Source organism: Paenibacillus durus ATCC 35681, assembly GCF_000993825.1.
Taxonomy (GTDB): domain Bacteria; phylum Bacillota; class Bacilli; order Paenibacillales; family Paenibacillaceae; genus Paenibacillus_AQ; species Paenibacillus_AQ durus_B.
The window spans coordinates 2,653,705-2,676,472 of record NZ_CP011114.1 but is presented as its reverse complement, the minus strand read 5'-3'; the positions used below and the strand labels follow the sequence as shown (position 1 = coordinate 2,676,472).

The window sequence follows — 22,768 nt, the reverse complement described above, 5'->3', positions numbered from 1 at the left end:
AAGGAGAGTTCAAATTGATTAATTTATTCGATAATAATGATACAAACGACTATGAATTCCTACTTAACCACGTGGGAACGGATGTTTATGTCAACGAGTCAGCACAGCCTGTAAAAGCTCTAATCACGAATACGAATCTTGAACAAAATTATGATGATAAAAAGATTTCTTCTCTTTCGCCTCTTAACCGGGGCGATATTGTTTTGTTTGGAGATAAAAAGTACATGATTATATCTGAAATCAACGGACAGCGTTACAACAAATTTAAAGGAATCATGCGCTGGCTACCACATACCATTGTCGTCAATTCCGAATGCCGTTTTTCCACTCTGAATTGTTATATAACTGTAGGGAATTTAAGCATTGCTGCTGGACAGGTACTATCTATCCCGGATGGGAATATAACTGTTTTTTGTACAGATTATTGTAGGGATTTGGAGCTTAAAATAGATGCCAGATTCCTACTATATGGTCAGGCGTTCAAGGTGACAGGAATAGACCGCTTCAGCATGCCTGGAATGCTTATTCTTAGTTGTGAAAAGGATTCCATCAACACGGTGAGCGATGACTTGGTTAATGGAATTGCTGGAGGATTAGCCTGCCCTGTAGACATTGTGAGCGAATCAGCAGAATTATTCGTGGGAGCTTCAACACAGTTGGCCTACACAAGCACTAAGGGCGCTCCTGTGACGTTTACAAGCTCAGACGAAGGAATTGCTGTGGTTGATGCTACAGGGCTTGTAACGGGTATTAATGAAGGTTCAGCTACGATTACCGTTTATAATGCGACAAATGACCGAATTAGCGATGCCATTGCCATTGATGTAGTAGCGCCACCGGATTCCTTTACGATAACCATTACAAATGATACGTCAACGCCAAATGAGATTAAAACCAATATGACCAAGACTTACAACGCTGTAGTATATCGTGGGGCAACATTGGATGAATTCGAAACTGTAACATGGAGTCTATATGCTGATGACCAAGTGAGTACAACAACACTGGCGATTATCACGAGCCAAGATGCAAGAATATGCAAGGTGAAGAATAATGGTGCATCGAGTGGATATGTACAATTAAAGGCGATTTTAGCTAGCGATAACACGGTTCTAGCATGGATTAGAATTCGGATGAGACCGCTATTATAGACCACATCCTAAATTTGTTATTCAGAAACCTTTACAGATTAATGATTACATCCTATAATCAAAACAACGGAAGCAATCAGGGCGTAGTCAGTAATCCTGTTTGTGTCATAGGACGTTTGATTTACATGGTGTCTATGGGAATTCTACTTAATAACAAAGTACAAGTTCCCTTGGGGTGGGTGAGGCCGTGGGTTCGAATCCCGCTACTCCGATTTTCTTGAACTTAAAAACCGCAACCTAACCAATTCGAGATTGGCAGGCTGCGGTTTTTTGCTGCTATTTTTATTGTATGTCATAACCACTATTTCGTTACGTTGATCGCACCAACGGATGAGGAGAGGGAGAGGAGCGGCCCGCCTCCATTGATATCGCTTTTGCCAGAGGGCACTCCTGAGACGCGGCCGAGATCGGTATCCGCATCAAGGGTGCAGCTCACCGATTGCTTCAAGGCTGCGCTTATGCTGCCTACATCAGTGTTGGCTGTGAGGGAGGAGCTGCGATCCATTTCGGCAATACCAAGTGAAATGCTGCCGGTGTCGGTGCTTATGCTGGATTTCCCCGTAATATGTGCGTCTTCAACACTTACACTTCCGACATCGCTGGAGATGTGATAGGTGCCCGTTAATTCATGAAGCTTGATTTTTCCGACATCGCCCTTAATGTCATACCGGTTAATGCTTGCGGGAATTTCAATAATGTATGAGATGCTGAAATCCGAGGTGCCGTACGTTCTGCTTGCCCATGACCAAAAATCGGTGTCAGGCTTATCTTGGGGATGAGTGTTCACTTTCAGTGCGCCGTTACTCTCCCGAATGGATACTTCGGCGTTGTCTAAAATGTGCTGACTGTCGTCTTTTTTGCCAAGCGTATTGTAAGAAATGATCGTTGCGGTGACTTTTAAGTCGGCTCCACGGCCTGGCTTGACTTCAATATCGCCTACCGAATTATCCAGCACAAGCGCCGATGCCGAACCGACTGGACTCTGGGTGGAGAGTTCTTTGGTGATTCTTCCAAACTTGAGCTGATCCGATACATGATCCGCAGTGTCTTCAATCGTTTGCGCGGCGCTACCCGCTATCTCCCCGGCGTTTTGCTGAACGGTCTCGCCGAATGTCTTCGCTGCCTCCCCGATGTCCTGCATGGAGGTCTCCATCTCGTTGCTCGCGCTGTCCGCCGACTTCCCTGGAAGCGGTGTACAGCCTGCCAGAAGCAGCGCCGCAAGTAGGGCAGCCATTGTCACTTTCTTCATACTTTTTCTCAAGTCGATTTCCCCTTTTTCTTCCAAAAATTGTTGCCTGAAATATGTACTAACCGCATTATATCTTATGGGAATTTATTGAAAAAGAGGCTGGAGACTGGCGCTAAACTAGACCAAAGTTGGGGAAGTTAGAGAAAAGGGGCTGCTGCACTGGCAAACATCCTACAAGAATTCGGCATCGGCCTAAAAAGTTGTTTCAGAAAAAAGACTTCCCGTATAATAATAAATAAAGCCCCCAAAAGAAAGGATACTTGCTGATGCGATACATTGTATTCCTCATGATTTTGTTGGCGGTAGCTGTCATTTATGCTGTAACACGGGTTCTGAACACAAGGAAGACGAAAAAGGGAAATGTTCCAAAGAATAATGTGATTCCGCTGGATGTGCACCGCAAATCGCGGAAAAGTACGGATGAACAGCCCTGCTCCAGCTGCAAAAAGAAAAACGGTAAGCTTATTTTTTATGCACAGGATGACGGCTCGGTTGTCGGTTTATGCAAGGACTGTCAAGCAAAGGCCAAAAAGCGGGATATGCTTCCCCTATAATTTCATAAATAGGTTGTATTCATTGGCCTGATATGGTATCATTATTTCTGTTGTGTGGAATACGGTGGTCCGCTGCAGATGATGAAGGAGAACGAAGATTTCTCCGGAAGAGGCATGAACACTTGTACGGAAGGAGGAAGTCCTTAATGAATATTTTGCAAGAAATTACACAAGAACAGCTCCGCAAAGATATCCCGAGCTTTCGCCCTGGCGACACTTTGAAAGTGCACGTTAAGGTCATCGAGGGAAGCCGCGAACGTATTCAGCTGTTCGAAGGCGTTGTAATCAAACGCCGCGGTGGCGGAATCAGCGAGACTTTTACGGTTCGTAAAATTTCTTACGGCGTTGGTGTGGAAAGAACATTCCCAATCAACTCGCCTAAGATTGACAAAATCGAAGTAACTCGCCATGGTAAAGTTCGCCGCGCTAAGCTGTACTACCTGCGTGAACTGCGTGGTAAAGCCGCAAGAATTAAAGAGATTCGTCGCTAATCCAAGCGGCAAAGGAAAGGGGCTTGATTTCAAGCCCTTTTCGTTTATTAAGATTATGACATACTTACAGATAGATAAAGCTGGGGACGGGCTTCTTTCGAAAAAGCCTTCTGACGAAATTATTGCAGAGGTTTTTTGGGTTGAAGTTTTTTTGACTTGTTTGGAGACGGTTCATAAAAAATCCTTGGCTAGGCAAGGTTAAGAAGAGGACGGTGAACTATGCAGCAGGATTTACAGCAGGGACAAGACGAGGGTGAGAATCAGGCTTCGCAGGTTCCGCCTAAGCAAAAGAATGAAGCGTTGGAATGGGTAAAAGCGATCGCGATCGCTTTAATACTGGTTTTTCTGATTCGTTGGCTGTTATTCAAACCGTTTATTGTGGACGGACCCTCCATGAAGCCGAACTTCCATACCGGCGAGCGGGTAATCGTCAATGAAATTCTGTATGACTTCCGGTCCCCGCAGCGGGGCGAAGTTATTGTATTTCACGTGCCTTCCGAAGGCAGGGATTTCATCAAGCGGGTTATCGCCGTAGCCGGGGATACCGTAAAAGTTGAAGGCGACGTAGTAACTGTAAACGGCAAAAAGGTAGACGAGCCCTACATACAGGGAGCAATCGACCAAGCGCATAAGAACAACCAGCTATACAACAACAAGAACTTCCCTAACGAGGAAATTAAGGACGGAGTCGTGCCTGAAGGCCATATATTCGCTATGGGGGACAACCGTTCCGACAGCACGGACAGCCGGATGATCGGCTATATTCCGCTCGGCGATATCGTCGGCCGGGCCGATGTAATTTTCTGGCCGGTGTCGGATATGGAATGGATTAAGCATTAGCATAACTTACTCAAAGGAGGCGATGGGCAGTGACCATACAATGGTTTCCGGGTCATATGACGAAGGCCAGACGGCAAATCGAGGATAAATTGAAGCTCATTGACGTTGCTATAGAACTGCTCGATGCCCGTCTTCCGCTGTCCAGCCGCAATCCGATGATTGACGATATTTTGCGGGATAAGCCGCGGCTTATTATTTTGAACAAAAGCGATCTGGCCGACCCCGAGATGAACCGGCAGTGGCTTGCTTTTTTCAAGAGAGAGGGGCATGCCGCGCATCTCGTCGACGCCTCGACCGGTAACGGAGTCAAGGAAATTCCGGATCAGGTCAAGCTTCTGCTCAAAGAAAAGATCGACAAGCAGATCGCCAAAGGGATGAATCCGCGGGCAATGCGGGCGCTCATCGTCGGCATTCCCAATGTGGGCAAATCTACGCTGATCAACCGGATGGCCGGCCGCAACATCGCAGCTACGGGCGACCGTCCGGGCGTAACGAAGGGACAGCAGTGGATCAAGACGGGAGGCAACCTTGAGCTTCTCGATACCCCGGGGATATTATGGCCGAAGTTCGAGGATCAGCAGGTCGGTTACCGGCTGGCGATTACCGGAGCGATTCGCGAGGAGATTCTCAATGTGGAAGACATCGCGTTCTATGCGGTCAAATATTTGCTGCGGGACTACGGTGACAGATTCCGGGAGCGCTACGGGATTGACAAGCTTCCAGAGGATCTGGAGAACCCGGACGAAATTGTGGCGGTCATGGAAGCGGTGGGCCGTAAGCGCGGCTGCCTTGTCAGCGGAGGTAGAGTGGATCTTGAGAAGGCTTCCCGTACTCTGCTGCATGAGCTGCGTGCCGGCAAGCTGGGTCGGTTCACGCTGGAGGCTCCGGACACCAAAGGCTAACAGCGCGGGTTGTGTACTTGATCATGGCAGGCCGGAACGAAAGAAGGTCTTCCGGGGGCAATACAGTTTATGCATAACCAGCAATTGAATAGCAGCACGCTGCAGATGAAGAGTTCGCCATTTTGGCGGCTCTTTTTTTGCGTTGAAGGGGAAGAGCGTAGCTTAAGCGGAGAAACTTTTTGCGTAACCTTGCGTTTCAATAATTAGAAGGTATAAGCAATGGCAGTGTTAACTGAGCGGCTATGGAAAAAGAACCCGTGTAAATAGTGGAGTGACCTTGCCCGCCGGCCTGTGGTAAGCTTGAATAAGAAGCAGGCGATAAGCAGCGGAAATTACAATTTTGGCAGGTGGGTAAACGGATGGATATCGATATGCTATTCTATGAAAAAGAGGGCTGGGAGCAGTCCTACTGCCGCATTGCCGGGGTGGACGAGGTAGGCAGAGGCTGTCTGTTCGGCGACGTGGTTGCGGCTGCGGTCATTTTGCCGGAGGGTCTGATTATCGAGGGAGTAGACGACTCCAAAAAGCTGACGGCCAAAAAACGCGAAGCGCTGTACGATTTAATTATGGAGCAGGCGCTGGCTGTCAGTGTGGGGCATGTGGACTCTTCCATGATTGATGAAATCAATATCAAGCAGGCTTCAAGGCTGGCTATGAAAAAAGCGGTTGAAGGTCTGGGCATCCTGCCCGATTATATGCTGATTGACGCGGAAAAGATCGATCTCCCTCTGCCGCAGCGGGCAATTATCAAAGGGGATGCCAACAGTCAATCGATCGCGGCGGCGTCCATCGTAGCTAAAGTGACCCGCGACAGGCTGTGCGAAGGATCATGGGAGGACTTGTATCCGGATTACGGGATTGCGATACATAAAGGTTATGCGACAAAGCTTCACCGCGAGCGGATTGTAACGCTGGGGCCGACGCCGATGCATCGGCGCAGCTTTTTGGGGAGAATCCTGGTGGAGCAGCCTGCATTATTTTAGCAGATTTTTAAAAATGAGAAATATAGATGCAGGGCAGTCCGGTGACGTTATTACGCCGGGCTATTTTTTTACAAGATAAAAATGGAGTGCAAACCGCTTCACTTGCAAAAATGGCGGCGGATGCCGATATAAAAGCAAGAAGATAAGAAGACAGGAGGAAGCGGCGTGAACATTGGGTCTTTGATTCGCGGACTGCTGGGAGACAGCAAGCCTGGAGAAGCGAAAACACTGGAATTGAAAGAAGGACAGATCGTCCGCGGCGTTGTTCTGGGTGTATCGGAGTCGGGAAAAGAAGCGCTGGTGCAAATTCACGGTACGCCTGTGCGTGCAGAGCTGGAGACGCCGCTGCAACCGGGGCAATCACTAAATCTGCAGGTGGGACCTCCGGGGGATCGGGGGATGCCTGTATTGAAGCCCGCTCCGGCGGGCAGCAGCGCTTCCCCGCAGACGATGGGGGAGGCGCTGAGTGCGCTTGGTCTGACCGATTCAAAGGCAGGGCGCGAAATCATCCAGGCTATGCAGGCCGGTGAGCTGCCGCTGACCAAGGAAACGGCCGCCAAGCTGAATCTGATTATGGGCGCCAAGCCGGCGAATGTGCCTGTGCAGGAGTGGCTGGAAGCGGCTGTCATTGCGGAAAAAAGAGGTCTTCCGGTAACTCCTGAAAGTGTCAGAGGACTCCAACAGGCGGTGTTCGGGCCGCAGCTTCACCAGCTGCTGTCCGCGCTGGAGGATCAGTTGAACCTGTGGATGGAGCAGCAGAAGGGCGGCGGCGAAGGATTGGCTGCACAGCTAGGCGCCGGTACTGGCGCTTCGTCTGAAGCGGATGAGGGTATCACCGGAAATCCCGCCAATCAAGCAGTGGGATCTGCCGGAGCGGCGAAAACTTTAGACACTGGAGCGCAGGCGGGAAATGCGGAGCCTTCGGGCGAAAAGCTGCCGACTCCCGGAACGGATTCTAATACGGTTGGTCGTGCTAGTGCCGGAGCGGGGAGCGAAGCGGCGAAGACGGAAGCCGCCGGGGAATCGGCAGACAGAAGCGCGGCAACTCTGTCGGCAGCCGGGACACAAGGAGATCCGGATACGGTTGAAGGTATTAACGGAAAGACACAGCCTGGGCGGGGGATGGAAGCGGATGGAAGCGAAGCGCAAGCCCCCGGCGGAGTCACCGGCAAAGGCCTGACAGGAAGCAGCGAAGCAGCGGTTAATGGCGCAAGCATATCGGAAGGCGGACAAGCTGCTAGTGAAGCCGGGGCTGAAAATGTGCAGTCAGGCCGGGGGGTGACCGCAGCTGAAACGCAGGCGCGGACCGGAGAAGCGCGGGCGGGAGGAGCGACGGCTGATGAGACCCGGGCCAGCAGGGTGCAGAATAGCGGTGTGGCCGCAGGCGAAGTGAAGGCTGGTGGATCGGCACCTGATGATGCGGGTGCCGGAGGCGTACGCGCCGATGAGTCGGCGGCGGATGAGACGCGGACCGGGGGAGTGCGGGCTGATGGATCGGCCGCTGATGAAGCGCGGGCCGTAAAAGGGCTGGCTGCAGCAGAGGCGCAGCCGCGGGCTGGCGCCCTGCTCGCGAAGCTGCAGGGCGTGCTCGGCGAGTTGCGTGACACGCTGCCGCAGCTCGCCGCTCTCCCGCCGTCGGACGCGGCGGGAGAGCCCTCCCGCGCGGATGCCGCGCGCGGGCCGGCCCTGGCTGCGGCTGCGCCGCAGCCTGACGCCACCCAAGGCGGAGCCTGGGTGGCGCGGGTGCTCAAGCTGCTCGGTGCGGAGCACGAGCAGCAGGCGCTCCGCAGCGGCGGCGGGGGCTATTCGCCGCCGCTGCGGAGCTGGGCCCGGCGCATCCGCAGGGCGCGCCGGGAGCGGTCGCCGGGGAGCGGACCGGCGACACGGTCAAGGGCGTGCTGCTGCAGGCAATGGGCAGCAGCGATGTTCCCGCGGCGCTGAAAGAAGCCGCGGGGCAGCTGGTGCAGCATCTGACCGGCCAACAGCTGCTGCTGAATACGGACCGGACGGCGCCGTTTGCGCAGGTTACGCTGTTCCTGCCGCTAAAAGGACCGGACGGGGAGGAGACTGCATCCGTCCATATACAGTCCCGCCGGGGGCCGAAGGGGGAGCTGGATGCGGCAAATTGCCGGCTGTGGTTCGATTTGGATATGAAGGCTCTCGGTCAGACGCTCGTCGATGTGCAGGTCGTTGACCGGATTGTCAGCCTGAAGCTGCACAATAACGAGTCATGGGCGCAGGAGCTGCTGGAATCATCAAAGGATGAGATCAAGTCCGCGATCGAGACGATTGGCTATCAGCTTTCCTCCTTTAAGGCAGAGCCGTTCCCTGTTCAAAATACCGAAAAGCAGGGCAAGGGACCGGGCATCCCGGACGATTACGTTCCCGATTCTTACAGAGGAGTGGATTACCGCATATGAAAGATTCTCCCGATGAACTCCTATACAGCATGAAAAAAGCGGTGGCGCTCAAATACGTGCCGGGGAAGACCGAAGCTCCGGTCGTTGTCGCCAAGGGACGGGGAAACATTGCCGAAGCGATCTTGGAGAAGGCAAAAGAAAACGGGGTTCCCGTCCAGGAGGATGCCGCGTTAGTCGAGGTGCTCTCCAAGCTTGATCTCGACCAGCAAATACCGCCCGAATTATATCACCTTGTAGCTGAAATATTAAGTTATGTCTACCGCAGTGATGCCGCTGCCGGAACCAGGGAATGGGATGAACGAATTGAATGAGCTCAGCGGGAAGGCTGGGAATTACGCCAAGAGTGATGAAGCTTGTTATAACCGCAAGCAAAAAGGCAGAGCGGCCGAAGAAGCGGCCGTGCTTTACCTCTCGGCCAAAGGCTATGCCATTGTGGAGCGCAACTGGCGCTGCCGGACGGGAGAGATCGACATTATTGCCGAGCAGGGCGGCCGCCTCGTTTTTGTCGAAGTACGCAGCCGAAGCGGGAACCTGACGCAGGGAACCCCGGAGGAATCGGTAGATGCCCGCAAGATAGACCAGGTGCGGCGGACAGCGGGGGTGTACATGCATGCCAATCATCAAGGCGAACGCCTCGTGTCTTTTGATGTCATTACCGTAAGGTTAAACCGGGATTTAAGTATCGTTTCGCTCAATCATATTTGCGAGGCGTTCTAATAACGGAGGGATTTATACGCAAAAGTGCAAATGCCTGCCGGATGGGAAATATTTACTTTTGAGTAATCAAGGCTCGTTGGCTATGGGATGAGAGATTCAAATTGGCGGCGCTATGGGTCAGTCCCAAATGAAAATGGGTATACATTAGTGTAACCGTTTATTACATCCAAGAGGAGGCTGTCCGAGTGAACCAACAACCTTATGATGTACATGTTAAATTTGTGTGCCAACATTGCGGGCAGGAAATTGGAGTTGTATTTAATACAGAGCCGGTTACGACCATTAGCTGCGGCTCTTGCCGTCAGACTTTTACTGTCATGAGGCCGGCGATCGCGGAAGAAATATTAATGGATTGGGAAAATGAAGCGCTGTTCCAAAAAATACGCGCAGATAAGTCACAGAGCAGCAATACAAGCTTGATGATGCTGATTATCAAAGTAATTGAACTATTGACCTGGCGGGATGACGGAGCCGGGCAGGTTGAGGCCATTAAAATAATGCGGCAATGGCTGATTGAGAATGAGGGTACGCCGATTCTTGCCGAGTTGATGCACTCATCTGACAATCCGCGGCTCCATAAACGAAATTTATGAAACGGTGAAAAGCGGAAGTTTCGAGCTTGCACAGCAGGCACAAAGGTAAGCGGGATTGCATCCGGGCTTCGGGCGGAACTGGCAAGAGTCGCGTGCGGGGCCTGTTTGCCATGCATGGAAAAAGCACTAAGTAAGCATTTCTTTATATAAGGCTGTCTTTATACATATACAATCGTATACAGAGGAGGAGAGGGCTAGATGGCAAAAGTCTATTTCACATCGGATCATCATTTTGGGCATAAAGCCATTATTGATTATGAATCCCGGCCGTTCGAGAATACGGAGCAGATGAATGAATCGATGATTGCGAGCTGGAACGATACGGTTGGGCAAGAGGACCAGGTATTTCATCTGGGGGATTTTTCTTATTTGGGGAAAGAGGAGACAAGCCAAATATTGTCCCGGCTGAACGGTTATAAGACGCTGATTCTGGGCAATCATGACCGCGACCGTTCCCGCAGTTGGTGGCTGGATGCCGGATTTCAGGAAGTGAGCGGGAACGGCATTATTTATAAGGATTTTTTTCTGCTTACCCATGAGCCTTTGTACATGAATCGGCATATGCCGTACGTAAATATCCACGGACATATCCATGGGCAAAAATACGAAGGGATCAACCATTTCAATGTCAGCGTGGAGCACTGGAATTATAAGCCGGTATCATTTGAAGCCATCATGGAAGTCTTGGCCTCACAACAGGAATCGAGTGGGAGTCCCCGGCCGAAAGTTGATTAACTTAGCCTATCTTGCGTTTAACCGGCTGGTGCATCTGCAGCAGATGTTAATAGAACGAGCCGGATTGTTATCCGAATACAGTGATGACTCTTCGCCCAAACATACTTTTTGCGGCGATTCCCACATTTCGTCAATTTTTTTCTTCTATAATATTAAGTGAAAAGAACGCTCGGATTCTATTCCTCTTCCGAAGGTTGCTTGTCCAGGTTGCGGTACTGCAGCGCCTCCGCGATGTGCGCGGAAGAAATCCGGTCCGCCCCGTCCAGGTCGGCGATGGTACGGGACAGCTTCAGTATGCGGTCATAAGACCGCATACTGAGTCCCAGGTTCTCGAGCAGCGAGTGCAGCATGCGGGCGCCCTCGGGACCGGGGTCGGCGTAGCGGCGCAGGGATGTGCCGTATAGCTCGCTGTTCCAGGAGATGGGCAGGCCCCGGTAGCGCTCAGCCTGAATGGCTTGAGCCGCTTCCACTTGGGAGCGCATTTCCGCCGTCGACATTCCAGCGCTTCTTCCGTTGACATCCCATTCTCTGGGCCTTGGCACATCCACCTGGAGGTCGATGCGGTCCAGGAGCGGCCCCGAGATTCGCCCGCGGTACTGCACGATGCGCGCCGGGCTGCATGTGCAGCGCTGCTGGGGATGCCCGCTTCCGAGGAAACCGCAGTGGCACGGATTCATTGAACCAGCGAGCATAAATCGAGCCGGAAAGGTAAAAGCGGCCCTTGCCCTGCTGATCGTTACGACATGGTCCTCCAGCGGCTGTCGCAGCACTTCCAGCACGCTGCGCGAGAATTCAGGCATCTCGTCGAGGAACAGAATGCCCCGATGCGCGAGACTGACCTCGCCCGGCTTCGGAACGCTGCCGCCGCCGATCAAACCCGCCCCGGAAATGGTGTGATGGGGCGAGCGGAAGGGTCTTTCCCGAATCAGTCCCTGGTGAGGGTCCTTCAGCTTGCCAGCGGCGCTGAATATTTGGGTGACCTCTAGCGCTTCGCTGTCGGTCAGGGCAGGCAGAATCCCGGGCAGGCGCTTAATCATCATCGTCTTGCCCGTGCCGGGCGGGCCAATAAGAAGAAGATTATGCATTCCGGCGGCGGCAATGGTGAGCGCCCGTTTGACGTGATGCTGGCCCAGCACATCGCTGTAGTCTTCCTGCATCGCTTCCGCCGGTTCAGAGATGGTTGAGAAGCCAACAGGGGCAATATAACGAAGATGCTCCAGCGACAGCGCCATCACGGGCTGAGATGGGCTTGGCCCGCTGCTCATCGTTACCGGAAACGGCAGGCTGTTAACTTCGTCGTTCAGCCCATCCGCTGCATGGATATCGACTGAACCTGCTGCCTTGGCGTCCTCACAGGAGTCATTCTGTTCTTCCGGCTCGCTTATGTTGAGTGCGCAGGGCGGCTCTGATCCCCGCAGATCCCGCAGATGATCAAGAGCATAGACCAGCATGCCGCCGATTAAAGCCGCTTCCGCCGCGTTGCCGCGCGGCAGCAGCACGGCCCCGAAACCGGCCTTTCGGGCGGCTTCGATCATCGGCAGCACACCGGTTACCGGACGGAGGCTGCCGTCAAGCGCAAGCTCGCCGATCATAAGCATCTTTCTTGCGGACGGCAGCACAAGCTGGCCGCTTGTCGTCAGAATGCCGACAGCGATCGCCAGATCGAAAGCTGAGCCTTCCTTACGAAGATCGGCCGGGGCCAGATTAATGGTAACCCGCTGCTGCGGATAGCGGAAGCCGCAATTCCTTACGGCGGAGCGGACGCGAAGAGCCGCCTCGCGTATGGCAGAGTCGGGAAGCCCGATAATATGGGTCTGCGGCAAGCCGTTTGCGAGGTCCACCTCTACCCCGATCATTACGCCCTCAATTCCATACAGGCACGCACTGTGCATTTTTCCATACATAACAAAACACCTCACTCCTAAAGTCGGCACATCATGTGCGCAAAGCTTCAGTAAAGAGGTGCTTCCTCATTTTCCGAAAATATTGCTCTGCATCCATTATATAAATCATTCAAGGTACAAATCAATACCCAATGCCAACCGAAGCTGCTTCTGCACCGTCAAGCTGCAACGCGATAAATTAATATTTTATACAAAATAATTTAACACTAATTAAATTAAAGTCAAACGATTTTTCGCAATTAACATTCAAACAGCAAAATATGATAAAATTAAGGAAAGAAAGCAGGTGAATATTATCTATGACACAAAAATCAACGATCACTCCAGAACTGCTGCTCGATAACCAGCTTTGTTTTACAATCTATGCCTGTTCGCGTGAGATCACGAAGCTGTATCAGCCATTTCTCGATGCGCTGGGCGTTACGTATTCACAATATCTAGTTATGCTTGTTCTTTGGGAGAAAGAGCAATGTACGGTCAAGGAGATTGGCGCCGCCTTGTACCTTGATTCCGGCACGCTGACCCCGCTGCTGAAGCGGCTGCAGGCCGCTGGACTGATTATTCGCGAGCGTTCGCAGGAAGATGAGCGCAAAGTGCTGATTTCTCCAACGGAGGAAGGCTGGGCGCTTCAGGATAAAGCCAAGGAAATCCCGGGTGTAATGATTGAAGGAATGAAAATGTCCAAAGAGGAATTCGGAGATCTCCTTCTGCAGTTCCGCAGTTTATTGAACAGGGTGCATCAAGCAAATTCTCGCAATTGAAATCAATGAACGGGAAGCTTGTCAATGATATCGTTCGCATTATGGTATGAAACCATGCGAAAATGTATGTATAAACCATGAAAGATTTATGAGGTAAGCGTTTTAAAAACATGATACAATATTCTGGGTTTCCAAATTAGCGGTAATCAATACGGAAAGCGGAAAGTCTGCAGGCTGCCTGCGGGTTCCACTACATTTTAGGAGGCTTCCGGAATGAATATCCACGAGTATCAGGGAAAAGAAGTGCTGAAAAGTTACGGCGTCACCGTACCGAATGGGAAAGTGGCTTTTACCGTGGAGGAAGCGGTGGCCGCGGCTCAGGAGCTGAACAGTCCCATCGCCGTTGTGAAAGCGCAGATCCATGCGGGGGGCAGAGGAAAGGCCGGGGGCGTCAAGGTCGCAAAGAATTTGGATGAAGTCCGCTCATATGCCGGAGAAATTCTTGGCAAGACATTGGTGACACACCAGACGGGTCCGGAAGGCAAAGTCGTAAAACGGCTGCTCATCGAAGAGGGCTGCCAAATCCTCAAGGAGTATTATATTGGGCTTGTGGTCGACCGGGGAACGGGGCGCATCGTGCTGATGGGTTCCGAAGAGGGCGGAACTGAAATCGAAGAGGTGGCGGCCCTACGCCCGGAGAAGATTTTTAAAGAAACCATTGATCCGGCGGTGGGACTGCAGGTGTTTCAGGCACGCAGGCTGGCCTACAATATTTCCATCCCGAATGATCTCATTGGCAAGGCGGTCAAGTTTATGCAAGCGCTCTATTCCGCTTTTGTGGATAAAGACTGCTCGATTGCCGAGATTAATCCGCTGGTTATCACGAAGGACGGCAGCGTTCTGGCGCTGGACGCCAAGCTGAATTTTGACTCCAATGCGCTGTTTCGCCATAAGGATATTCAGGATTTACGCGATCTGGACGAGGAAGACGAGAAGGAAATCGAAGCCTCTAAGTATGATCTGAGCTATATTGCGCTGGATGGCAATATCGGCTGTATGGTCAACGGTGCAGGATTGGCGATGGCGACGATGGACATCATCAAATATTACGGAGGCGAACCGGCCAACTTCCTTGATGTGGGCGGCGGCGCAACCGTGGAGAAAGTAACCGAGGCGTTCAAGATTATTTTGTCCGACTCTAAAGTGAGAGGGATTTTCATTAACATATTCGGCGGGATTATGCGCTGCGACGTGATTGCCAGCGGAGTGGTGGAGGCGGCCGGGCAGCTGGGTCTGACCAAACCGCTCGTTGTCCATCTTGAAGGCACTAACGTGGAGCTGGGCAAGCAGATTTTGTCCGGTTCGGGACTGAATATCGTTTCGGCGGATTCCATGGCTGACGGAGCTCAGAAAATTGTCTCACTGGTGCAGTAACGACAGATTTGCCGCGATTTCCTGTACTTTACAAAAAGGAATAGGATGTGAATATGGATGAGCATTCTTGTCGATAAAAATACGAAAGTCATCACGCAGGGGGTTACCGGCTCGACGGGCTTGTTCCATACGAAAGGTGCGCTGGAGTACGGCACGAAGATGGTGGGCGGCGTTACCCCGGGAAAAGGAGGCACCTCATTTGACATCACGCTGAATGACGGCCAAATTGTAAGTATGCCTATCTTCAATACGGTGATCGATGCCAAGAAGGCGACGGGCGCAACCGCCAGCGTGATTTATGTGCCTCCGGCTTATGCAGCCGACTCGATTATGGAAGCAGTGGACGCCGAGCTCGATCTTGTAATTTGCATTACAGAGGGAATTCCGGTGCTTGATATGGTGAAGGTGAAGCGTTATCTGGAAGGCCGCTCAACCGTGCTGATCGGTCCGAACTGTCCGGGCATCATTACGCCTGGGGAATGTAAAATCGGCATCATGCCGGGCTATATCCACATGCCGGGGTATGTCGGCGTCGTTTCCCGCAGCGGAACGCTTACCTATGAAGCGGTTCATCAATTGACAACCCGGGGGATCGGCCAGTCGTCGGCGGTCGGCATCGGAGGCGATCCGGTCAAGGGATCGGAATTTATCGATATTTTAAAAAGATTTAACGATGATCCCAGTACGAAGGCGGTCATTATGATCGGTGAGATCGGCGGAACGGCAGAGGAGGAAGCCGCCGTGTGGATTCGTGACCATATGACCAAGCCGGTAGTCGGCTTCATTGGGGGAAAGACAGCCCCTCCAGGCAAGCGCATGGGTCATGCCGGCGCGATTATTTCGGGCGGAAAGGGTACGGCGAGCGAGAAAATCGCTGTCCTTGAAGCCTGCGGCATCAGAGTTGCTCCAACACCCGCTGAAATGGGTTCCACGCTGGTAAGCGTACTGGAAGAAAAAGGGATTTTAAACGCTTGCACGACGCATTAAGTTCTTTGTGAAGCGCCGCCGTATTCCCGGGCCGCTGTTCCCTGACAAAAACGGTACTTCCGGTAACGGTTCAATGGTGTATAATAATAACAAAGGTAAGCAACCTTTTATTCTCTTTAGGGGAATAGAAGGTTGCTTTTTTGCGTTTGCGCTGCGAGTAACACAAAATAGGAAGGGCATGCGCCTTCTATACAAAGGGAGAGTCTAAGTATGAACAATCGGGATATATTATTCGGTTTGCATGAAGTGGAGGGCATCGGCTGGAGGAGCATTGACAAAATCCGCAAAGCGGGATTTTTATCAGAGAAGGCGTTTGACTGTACTGCGGAGGACTGGGAGAGAGTTGGCCTAACGCCGGGAATGTCTGCAAAGCTGCCGAAAATTCTAACCCCGGATTGGGTTGAAGAGCGCCGTTCTCTCATGGAATCGGCCAATGTATCGATGGTTACGCTATACGATGATGGATATCCTCAGCTGCTGAAGGAAATATCCCAGCCCCCTTGGGTACTATACTACCGGGGACGGGCTGAGCTGCTGCATAGACCCGGCATTGCGCTGGTTGGCACGCGTGTTCCAACGGCTTACGGCCGCAAGGTTGGAGCCGTTCTCGCCGAGGAATTGGCCGCTGGCGGCCTTGCCGTTGTCAGCGGGTTGGCCCGCGGAATCGATAGTATCTGTCATGAAGCCGCGCTGGGGCAGCGAGGGGGAACCGTGGCCGTCATGGCTACCGGGATGGACAAAATATACCCTCCGGAGAATCGAGAGTTGCTGGAGCGGATTTCATGCGAAGGTCTGGTGATCACCGAATATCCGATTGGCACCAAAAGCCACCCTGGCCTATTTCCGCAGCGCAACCGGATTATTGCCGGGCTTACTCTTGGAACCGTCGTCGTGGAAGCTGACAGCCGCAGCGGTTCCCTGATCACAGCGGATGCGGCCCTTGAAGCGGGAAGGGATGTATTTGCCGTTCCCGGACCGATTACTTCCCCCAAAAGCAGGGGGGCGCTTGAGCTGATCAAACAGGGAGCGGCGCTTGTGTCCGGCGCAGCCGACATCCTGGCGGAGTACGTCTCTCTGCTGCCAGAACCCTCAGATTTTACACAGGATCGGGAGGCCGGGAACGATGGGTTTGGGATGCTATGCAGCGAAAACAATTTGACAAGTGACGAGTCCCGCCTATACCATATACTGCATCAGGGACCATGTTCTCTGGATGAGCTGTTGGAAAAAAGCGGTCTGGATTTTGGACATTTGCATTCCGTTCTGTTATCTTTAATCATAAAAAAAGCGGTAACATCCTTACCAGGCGCAGTATATAAGGTTATATAATAGAAGTTTGAGGTTGTGGCGTATTCTTCCGAAGTGAACTGCGAAGAAATTCAACGAAGTTTATGCTGACAAACTTATAGGAGGACGATTGTGTGGCTGATTCTTTGGTCATTGTCGAGTCGCCTGCCAAGGCGAAGACCATCGGCAAATATTTGGGCAGCAAATATATCGTAAAGGCATCAATGGGACATGTTCGCGACTTGCCCAAAAGCCAGATTGGCGTAGAAGTCGAGAATGACTTTAATCCCAAATATATTACAATTCGCGGCAAAGGCTCGGTACTCAAAGAGCTGAAGGACGCAAGCAAAAAAGTGAAAAAAGTCTATCTGGCGGCTGACCCGGACCGTGAAGGAGAGGCGATTGCCTGGCATCTGGCGCATGCGCTGGAACTTGATAATACGCAGGACTGCCGCGTTGTGTTCAACGAAATTACGAAGCAGGCCGTGAAGGATGCTTTTAAGACTCCGCGCAAAATAAATATGGATCTGGTGAACGCACAGCAGGCGCGGCGCATCCTTGACCGGCTCGTTGGTTATAAAATCAGCCCTTTATTATGGAAGAAAGTCAAAAAGGGGCTGTCCGCCGGCCGTGTACAATCGGTAGCCGTCAAAATCATTATGGACCGGGAGAATGAGATCTCGGCATTCGTGCCGGAGGAATATTGGACGATTACCGCCAAGCTTGGTATCCGTGATTCCGTATTCGATGCCAGATTTTATAAATTAAATGGCGAGAAAAAGGAACTGGAGCGGGAGAGCGACGTACAGGAAGTAATGAAGGCGATTGAAGGCGCCGATTTCATCGTCAGCGAAGTGAAGGAAAAGGAAAGACAGCGCCATCCGTCGGCTCCATTCACAACGAGTTCCCTCCAGCAGGAAGCCGCTCGCAAGCTCGGATTCCGGGCCGCCAAGACGATGTCTGTCGCCCAGCAGCTGTATGAAGGTGTGGAGCTCGGTAAAGAAGGCACAGTTGGTCTGATCACATACATGCGTACAGATTCCACGCGGATTTCCGCGACGGCGCAGGAAGAAGCAAAAGAATTGATCTCCAGCAAATACGGGGAGGATTTTCTGCCGGAATCGCCGCGTCAATACTCCAAGAAGGCGGCCGGAGCACAGGACGCGCATGAAGCGATCCGCCCAACCTCGGCGCTGCGCGATCCAGACACTGTGAAGGAATTCACCAGCCGCGACCAGTTCCGCCTTTACAAGCTGATATGGGAACGCTTTGTGTCCAGTCAGATGGCTTCTGCCCGGCTGGATACGCTGTCAGTCGATATTAAGGCTGGCGAAGTTGTGTTTCGCGCCGTCGGTTCCAAGGTGTCCTTTCCCGGCTTTATGAAGGTGTATGTGGAAGGCAACGATGACGGCACAACGGAAGAGGAGAAATACCTGCCGCAGTTGCAGGCCGGAGATAAGCTGATTTCGCAGGCAGTCGAGCCGAAACAGCATTTTACGCAGCCGCCCCCGCGCTATACGGAAGCGCGTCTCGTTAAGACGCTGGAGGAGCTGGGGATCGGACGCCCAAGCACCTATGCGCCGACGCTCGAAACGATCCAGAAGCGCGGCTATGTTGCCATAGAAGAAAAAAAGTTCATGCCTACTGAGCTTGGGGAACTGGTTATCGAACAAATGGAGCAGTTCTTCCCGGAAATCCTTGATGTGGAATTTACGGCTCATATGGAAGGCGATCTTGACCATGTGGAAGAAGGCGCAGAGGATTGGGTAAAAGTGCTTGCCGAATTTTACAATTCCTTCGAGAAGCGTCTTGAAGTGGCCGAAGAGGAAATGAAAGAGATTGAGATCGTGGATGAGGTTTCCGACGAAATTTGCGAGAAATGCGGTAAGCCGCTAGTTTACAAGCTGGGGCGCTTCGGCAAATTTTTAGCCTGTTCAGGCTTCCCGGACTGCCGGAATACCAAGCCGATTATCAAGGATATCGGGGTCGGCTGCCCGAAATGCCACGAAGGAAAGGTTGTGGAGCGGCGCAGTAAGAAGGGACGCGTCTTCTATGGCTGCGACCGGTATCCTGAGTGCGACTTTGTTTCCTGGGATAAACCGTCTTCCAAACCGTGTCCGGAGTGCGGCTCATGGATGGTAGAGAAACGGAACAAACAAGGAACCCGGCTGCAGTGTACGTCATGCGACCATACCGAGAGTCTGGAGGAAAGCGAAGAGGAAACGGCGGAGTAAACAGTTCTTACACTTACAAATTCAGCAAGAAAGACTTATGGAGGTTGTGTAAAGTTGACGGAAACACCTAAGCAAACAGCGGCAAGCCCCGCTCCGGTTACGGTAATCGGCGCGGGGCTTGCCGGAAGTGAAGCGGCCTGGCAGCTCGCATCGCGGGGAGTGCCGGTTAAATTATATGAAATGCGGCCTGTCGTAAAGACACTGGCTCATCATACGGATAAATTCGCGGAGCTTGTATGCAGCAACTCGCTTCGCGCCAACGGGCTTGGCAACGCGGTTGGCGTACTGAAAGAGGAGATGCGACGGCTTGGCTCTCTGGTGCTGGGCTCTGCCGACAAGCATGCCGTACCGGCGGGAGGCGCTCTGGCCGTCGACCGGGACGGATTTTCGGGCGAAATAACGGCGGCGCTGCACGAGCACCCGCTTGTCGAAGTTATAAACGAGGAATTGACGCATATACCGGAGGAAGGGATTGTCGTAATCGCGAGCGGACCGCTGACGTCACCGGCGCTCTCTTCCGACATCAAGGCGCTGCTGGGCGAGGAGTATTTTTACTTCTACGATGCGGCGGCTCCGATTGTCGAGAAGGATTCGATTGATATGAGCAAGGTCTATTTGGCTTCCCGGTATGATAAAGGCGAAGCGGCTTATCTCAACTGTCCGATGACAGAAGAGGAATTCAACATATTTTACGACGCGCTTATTTCCGCGGAAACGGCGGCGCTTAAGGATTTTGAGAAGGAAATTTACTTTGAAGGCTGCATGCCGATCGAGATTATGATGAAACGCGGCAAGCAGACGGCGCTGTTCGGGCCGATGAAGCCGGTGGGGCTCGTCAATCCCCATACGGGGAAGCTGCCCTTTGCCGTTGTTCAGCTGCGGCAGGATAATGCTGCCGGAACGCTGTATAACCTTGTAGGGTTTCAAACCCATCTGAAATGGGGCGAGCAAAAGCGGGTCTTTTCGCTGATCCCGGGTCTTGAGAATGCGGAATATGTTCGCTACGGTGTTATGCACCGCAATACGTTCATTAATTCGCCGAAGCTGCTCCATCCGACCTATCAGATGAAAGGAAAAGAACGGCTGTTTTTTGCCGGACAGATGACGGGTGTGGAAGGCTATGTTGAATCCGCGGCCTCGGGTATGATAGCCGGCATTAATGCCGCTAGATATGCTCTTGGTGAGGAACTGCTTGTATTCCCGGAGGATACCGTCCTTGGAAGCATGCCGGCCTATATTACGACTGCCGATTCCAAGCATTTTCAGCCGATGAACGCTAATTTCGGCCTTCTGCCGAAGCCTGAACGGAAGATCCGCAACAAAAAGGAGAAGAATGAGCTTCTTGCGCATCGCGCATTGGATAGTCTTACGGGGTTCGCAGATCGTACGGGTTTGCCACATCACATCGGTACGGAGCCCCTGCAAAGAACCTAAAGCATTTTCGGAGCATAATCGAAGGAGGCAAGAGCATGATTCCCAGCTTTCACGCAACGACCATTTGCGCCGTACGGCATAATGGTGAAGCGGCAATCGCAGGCGACGGGCAGGTTACCTTTGGAGAAAATGTCATAATGAAGACGACCGCCAAAAAAGTGCGGAGGCTGTATAGAGGGCAGGTTATCGCCGGATTCGCCGGATCGGTTGCCGACGCAATCACCCTCTTTGAGAAATTTGAAGGCAAGCTGGAAGAGCATCACGGTAATTTGCAGCGTGCCGCGGTAGAACTGGCCAAGGATTGGCGTCAGGACCGTGTACTGCGCAAGCTTGAGGCGCTGATGATCGTAATGGACAAGAATGGAATGCTGCTGATTTCCGGCGGAGGCGAAATTATCGAGCCGGACGACGATGTGCTGGCGATTGGCTCTGGCGGCAACTTTGCCCTGGCATCCGCCCGGGCTTTGAAGCGGCATGCGAAGGATCTCAGCGCAGCTGATATCGCTAAGGAAGCGCTTAAAATTGCATCCGAAATTTGCGTTTATACGAATTCAAATATTATCGTCGAACAATTGCAGGCTTGAATAGCCCGCCAGAGAGGTGGAGGAATTAAGATGGCGAATCAATCGCTTACGCCCCGGCAAATCGTAGCCGAGCTGGATAAGTATATTGTCGGCCAAAAGCAGGCCAAGAAATCGATGGCTGTCGCTTTGCGCAACCGCTATCGGCGCAGCCAGCTGTCTGAAGAACTGCGTGACGAAATCGTACCGAAGAATATCTTGATGATCGGTCCTACGGGTGTAGGCAAGACCGAGATTGCCAGACGTCTTGCCAAGCTGGTGAATGCTCCGTTCGTCAAAGTGGAAGCTACGAAATTTACTGAAGTCGGCTATGTAGGACGCGATGTGGAGTCCATGGTTCGCGATCTCGTGGAGACCGCGATCCGAATGGTCAAGCTTGAGCGTACCGAAAAGGTAAAGGACCGTGCGGAAGAACTGGCCAATGAACGCATCGTGCGTATTCTCGCCCCTTCCGCCTCTAAGAATAAGGCCCAGCGCAACCCGTTTGAGATGCTGTTTGGCGGGAATGGCGGCCAGGAGGAAGCAAAAGCCGATGATTCGGAAGGCGATGCTGCCTTGAATGAGAGCCGCCGGGGAATCCGGTTTAAACTGCTCGCCGGACAGCTTGAAGATGATATCATTGAAATCGATGTCGAAGACACTGCACCTACCATGCTGGATATGTTCGCCGGTCAGGGCAACGACCAGATGGGGATGAATATGCAGGAGATGTTCGGAAATCTGCTGCCGAAACGGACCAAGAAGCGTAAGCTGCCTATCCGCGAGGCGCGTAAAGTACTCATTCAGGATGAAGCGAACAAGCTGATTGATATGGATGACGTTATCCAGGAATCCGTAGCTCGCGCGGAGCAATCGGGCATTATTTTCATCGATGAGATTGACAAGGTGGCCAGTCAGGGCAAAGGGGGAGGTCCCGATGTTTCCCGCGAGGGCGTGCAAAGGGATATTTTACCGATCGTCGAGGGATCAACCGTGATGACGAAATACGGCCCTGTAAAGACTGATTATGTCCTGTTCGTGGCAGCGGGAGCTTTTCATGTCGCCAAACCGTCCGATCTGATTCCTGAACTCCAGGGACGCTTTCCCATTCGCGTTGAACTCAGCAGCCTTTCCCTTGAAGATTTCGTATCCATACTCACCGAGCCGAAAAATGCGCTGACAAAGCAATATTCCAATTTACTCGCTACGGAAAATATCGAAGTGGAGTTTCAGAGCGACGCCATTTACGAGATTGCGAAAATTGCGGCGACAGTCAATCAAAATATGGAAAATATCGGAGCTAGGCGTCTTCACACCATTTTGGAAAAGCTTCTGGAAGACCTCTCGTTCGAGGCTCCCGAGCTTACGCTCGAAAAAATGGTAATCACACCCGAATACGTCCGTGAGAAGCTCGCAAGTATCGCCCAAGACCGGGACTTAAGCCAGTATATTTTGTAACTGCCCATCAATGGAAGGATTCTAGGAAAGAAGTATCAGTCAAAAAATAATTAAAACCCAAAATAAGTAATTTTAAAGGAATATATGGGTGTTCTAAGGATATTATGGACAATAAATGGAATAAGATGGATAAA

The 22,768-nt window shown here is 52.1% G+C and carries 21 protein-coding genes; 19 read left to right on the top strand and 2 right to left on the bottom strand.

Translation table 11 applies throughout. The features are described 5' to 3' along the window. Positions 1-14: 14 nt before the first annotated feature. Positions 15-1,151, top strand: a complete 1,137-nt coding sequence (locus tag VK70_RS12230) for an Ig-like domain-containing protein (protein WP_025698389.1) — start codon at positions 15-17, stop codon at positions 1,149-1,151. 301 nt (positions 1,152-1,452) lie between these two features. On the opposite strand, the gene VK70_RS12225 is transcribed toward VK70_RS12230, so the two are convergent. Continuing rightward, positions 1,453-2,412, bottom strand: coding sequence for a DUF4097 family beta strand repeat-containing protein (locus tag VK70_RS12225; protein ID WP_025698387.1), 960 nt, complete (start codon positions 2,410-2,412; stop codon positions 1,453-1,455). 688 nt (positions 2,413-3,100) lie between these two features. On the opposite strand from VK70_RS12225, the gene rplS reads away from it, so the two are divergent. From rplS to VK70_RS12175, 10 genes are all read left to right on the top strand, one after another. Then, on the top strand, positions 3,101-3,445 hold the full coding sequence (gene rplS / locus VK70_RS12215; RefSeq protein WP_025691343.1) for a 50S ribosomal protein L19: 345 nt from the start codon (positions 3,101-3,103) through the stop codon (positions 3,443-3,445). 219 nt (positions 3,446-3,664) lie between these two features. Further along, on the top strand, positions 3,665-4,285 hold the full coding sequence (gene lepB / locus VK70_RS12210) for a signal peptidase I (protein ID WP_025698383.1): 621 nt from the start codon (positions 3,665-3,667) through the stop codon (positions 4,283-4,285). 29 nt (positions 4,286-4,314) lie between these two features. After that, positions 4,315-5,187, top strand: a complete 873-nt coding sequence (ylqF, locus tag VK70_RS12205; RefSeq protein ID WP_025698381.1) for a ribosome biogenesis GTPase YlqF — start codon at positions 4,315-4,317, stop codon at positions 5,185-5,187. A gap of 359 nt (positions 5,188-5,546) precedes the next feature. Continuing rightward, complete coding sequence (locus tag VK70_RS12200) at positions 5,547-6,170, top strand: ribonuclease HII (protein ID WP_046723332.1); 624 nt, start codon at positions 5,547-5,549, stop codon at positions 6,168-6,170. A gap of 165 nt (positions 6,171-6,335) precedes the next feature. Next, positions 6,336-8,111 (top strand): hypothetical protein, encoded by a 1,776-nt coding sequence (locus VK70_RS12195; RefSeq protein WP_052756003.1) that lies wholly within the window; start codon positions 6,336-6,338, stop codon positions 8,109-8,111. After that, positions 8,081-8,590 (top strand): hypothetical protein, encoded by a 510-nt coding sequence (locus VK70_RS26490; RefSeq protein WP_158454066.1) that lies wholly within the window; start codon positions 8,081-8,083, stop codon positions 8,588-8,590. Before VK70_RS12195 ends, VK70_RS26490 begins: the two co-directional genes overlap by 31 nt. Further along, positions 8,587-8,901, top strand: coding sequence for an EscU/YscU/HrcU family type III secretion system export apparatus switch protein (locus tag VK70_RS12190; protein ID WP_025695037.1), 315 nt, complete (start codon positions 8,587-8,589; stop codon positions 8,899-8,901). The genes VK70_RS26490 and VK70_RS12190 overlap by 4 nt, the downstream gene beginning before the upstream one ends. Further along, the gene (locus tag VK70_RS12185; RefSeq protein ID WP_036639673.1) at positions 8,885-9,307 is read left to right on the top strand and encodes a YraN family protein; all 423 of its coding nucleotides are present in this window, start codon (positions 8,885-8,887) and stop codon (positions 9,305-9,307) included. Before VK70_RS12190 ends, VK70_RS12185 begins: the two co-directional genes overlap by 17 nt. 185 nt (positions 9,308-9,492) lie before the next feature. Further along, entirely contained in the window at positions 9,493-9,900 is a 408-nt protein-coding gene (locus tag VK70_RS12180) for a hypothetical protein (RefSeq protein ID WP_025695035.1), read from the top strand. Positions 9,901-10,098: 198 nt separating this feature from the next. Continuing rightward, entirely contained in the window at positions 10,099-10,635 is a 537-nt protein-coding gene (locus tag VK70_RS12175; protein ID WP_025695034.1) for a metallophosphoesterase, read from the top strand. A gap of 176 nt (positions 10,636-10,811) precedes the next feature. On the opposite strand, the gene VK70_RS12170 is transcribed toward VK70_RS12175, so the two are convergent. Next, positions 10,812-12,539: a YifB family Mg chelatase-like AAA ATPase gene (locus VK70_RS12170; RefSeq protein ID WP_046723329.1), complete on the bottom strand. Its 1,728-nt coding sequence runs from the start codon at positions 12,537-12,539 to the stop codon at positions 10,812-10,814. Positions 12,540-12,838: 299 nt separating this feature from the next. Here VK70_RS12170 and VK70_RS12165 point away from each other — a divergent pair, with 299 nt between their 5' ends. The 8 genes from VK70_RS12165 (at position 12,839) to hslU (ending at position 22,634) form a co-directional block, all read left to right on the top strand. Further along, positions 12,839-13,300, top strand: coding sequence for a MarR family winged helix-turn-helix transcriptional regulator (locus tag VK70_RS12165; protein WP_025700250.1), 462 nt, complete (start codon positions 12,839-12,841; stop codon positions 13,298-13,300). A 213-nt stretch (positions 13,301-13,513) separates the two neighbouring features. Next, on the top strand, positions 13,514-14,674 hold the full coding sequence (gene sucC, locus VK70_RS12160; RefSeq protein ID WP_025700248.1) for an ADP-forming succinate--CoA ligase subunit beta: 1,161 nt from the start codon (positions 13,514-13,516) through the stop codon (positions 14,672-14,674). A 57-nt stretch (positions 14,675-14,731) separates the two neighbouring features. Further along, positions 14,732-15,661, top strand: a complete 930-nt coding sequence (sucD, locus tag VK70_RS12155; protein WP_025700246.1) for a succinate--CoA ligase subunit alpha — start codon at positions 14,732-14,734, stop codon at positions 15,659-15,661. 210 nt (positions 15,662-15,871) lie between these two features. After that, positions 15,872-16,990, top strand: a complete 1,119-nt coding sequence (gene dprA, locus VK70_RS12150; protein WP_025700244.1) for a DNA-processing protein DprA — start codon at positions 15,872-15,874, stop codon at positions 16,988-16,990. 92 nt (positions 16,991-17,082) lie between these two features. Then, entirely contained in the window at positions 17,083-19,182 is a 2,100-nt protein-coding gene (gene topA / locus VK70_RS12145) for a type I DNA topoisomerase (protein WP_025700243.1), read from the top strand. A 54-nt stretch (positions 19,183-19,236) separates the two neighbouring features. Then, complete coding sequence (gene trmFO, locus VK70_RS12140; RefSeq protein ID WP_025700242.1) at positions 19,237-20,616, top strand: FADH(2)-oxidizing methylenetetrahydrofolate--tRNA-(uracil(54)-C(5))-methyltransferase TrmFO; 1,380 nt, start codon at positions 19,237-19,239, stop codon at positions 20,614-20,616. Between the two features lie 35 nt (positions 20,617-20,651). Further along, positions 20,652-21,200 (top strand): ATP-dependent protease subunit HslV, encoded by a 549-nt coding sequence (gene hslV / locus VK70_RS12135; RefSeq protein ID WP_025700240.1) that lies wholly within the window; start codon positions 20,652-20,654, stop codon positions 21,198-21,200. Positions 21,201-21,230: 30 nt separating this feature from the next. After that, a complete protein-coding gene (gene hslU / locus VK70_RS12130) occupies positions 21,231-22,634 on the top strand; it encodes an ATP-dependent protease ATPase subunit HslU (RefSeq protein ID WP_025700238.1) in 1,404 nt (467 codons plus the stop codon). Positions 22,635-22,768 lie beyond the last annotated feature (134 nt).

What these genes read in the sequence shown, in the direction of transcription:
- rplS (WP_025691343.1), top strand. Translation starts at nt 3,101, where the DNA reads ATGAATATTTTGCAAGAAATTACACAAGAACAGCTCCGCAAAGATATC.
- lepB (WP_025698383.1), top strand. Translation starts at nt 3,665, where the DNA reads ATGCAGCAGGATTTACAGCAGGGACAAGACGAGGGTGAGAATCAGGCT.
- VK70_RS12200 (WP_046723332.1), top strand. Translation starts at nt 5,547, where the DNA reads ATGGATATCGATATGCTATTCTATGAAAAAGAGGGCTGGGAGCAGTCC.
- VK70_RS26490 (WP_158454066.1), top strand. Translation starts at nt 8,081, where the DNA reads ATGGGCAGCAGCGATGTTCCCGCGGCGCTGAAAGAAGCCGCGGGGCAG.
- VK70_RS12190 (WP_025695037.1), top strand. Translation starts at nt 8,587, where the DNA reads ATGAAAGATTCTCCCGATGAACTCCTATACAGCATGAAAAAAGCGGTG.
- VK70_RS12185 (WP_036639673.1), top strand. Translation starts at nt 8,885, where the DNA reads ATGAACGAATTGAATGAGCTCAGCGGGAAGGCTGGGAATTACGCCAAG.
- VK70_RS12175 (WP_025695034.1), top strand. Translation starts at nt 10,099, where the DNA reads ATGGCAAAAGTCTATTTCACATCGGATCATCATTTTGGGCATAAAGCC.
- VK70_RS12170 (WP_046723329.1), bottom strand. Translation starts at nt 12,539, where the DNA reads ATGTATGGAAAAATGCACAGTGCGTGCCTGTATGGAATTGAGGGCGTA.
- VK70_RS12165 (WP_025700250.1), top strand. Translation starts at nt 12,839, where the DNA reads ATGACACAAAAATCAACGATCACTCCAGAACTGCTGCTCGATAACCAG.
- sucC (WP_025700248.1), top strand. Translation starts at nt 13,514, where the DNA reads ATGAATATCCACGAGTATCAGGGAAAAGAAGTGCTGAAAAGTTACGGC.
- sucD (WP_025700246.1), top strand. Translation starts at nt 14,732, where the DNA reads ATGAGCATTCTTGTCGATAAAAATACGAAAGTCATCACGCAGGGGGTT.
- dprA (WP_025700244.1), top strand. Translation starts at nt 15,872, where the DNA reads ATGAACAATCGGGATATATTATTCGGTTTGCATGAAGTGGAGGGCATC.
- hslV (WP_025700240.1), top strand. Translation starts at nt 20,652, where the DNA reads ATGATTCCCAGCTTTCACGCAACGACCATTTGCGCCGTACGGCATAAT.
- hslU (WP_025700238.1), top strand. Translation starts at nt 21,231, where the DNA reads ATGGCGAATCAATCGCTTACGCCCCGGCAAATCGTAGCCGAGCTGGAT.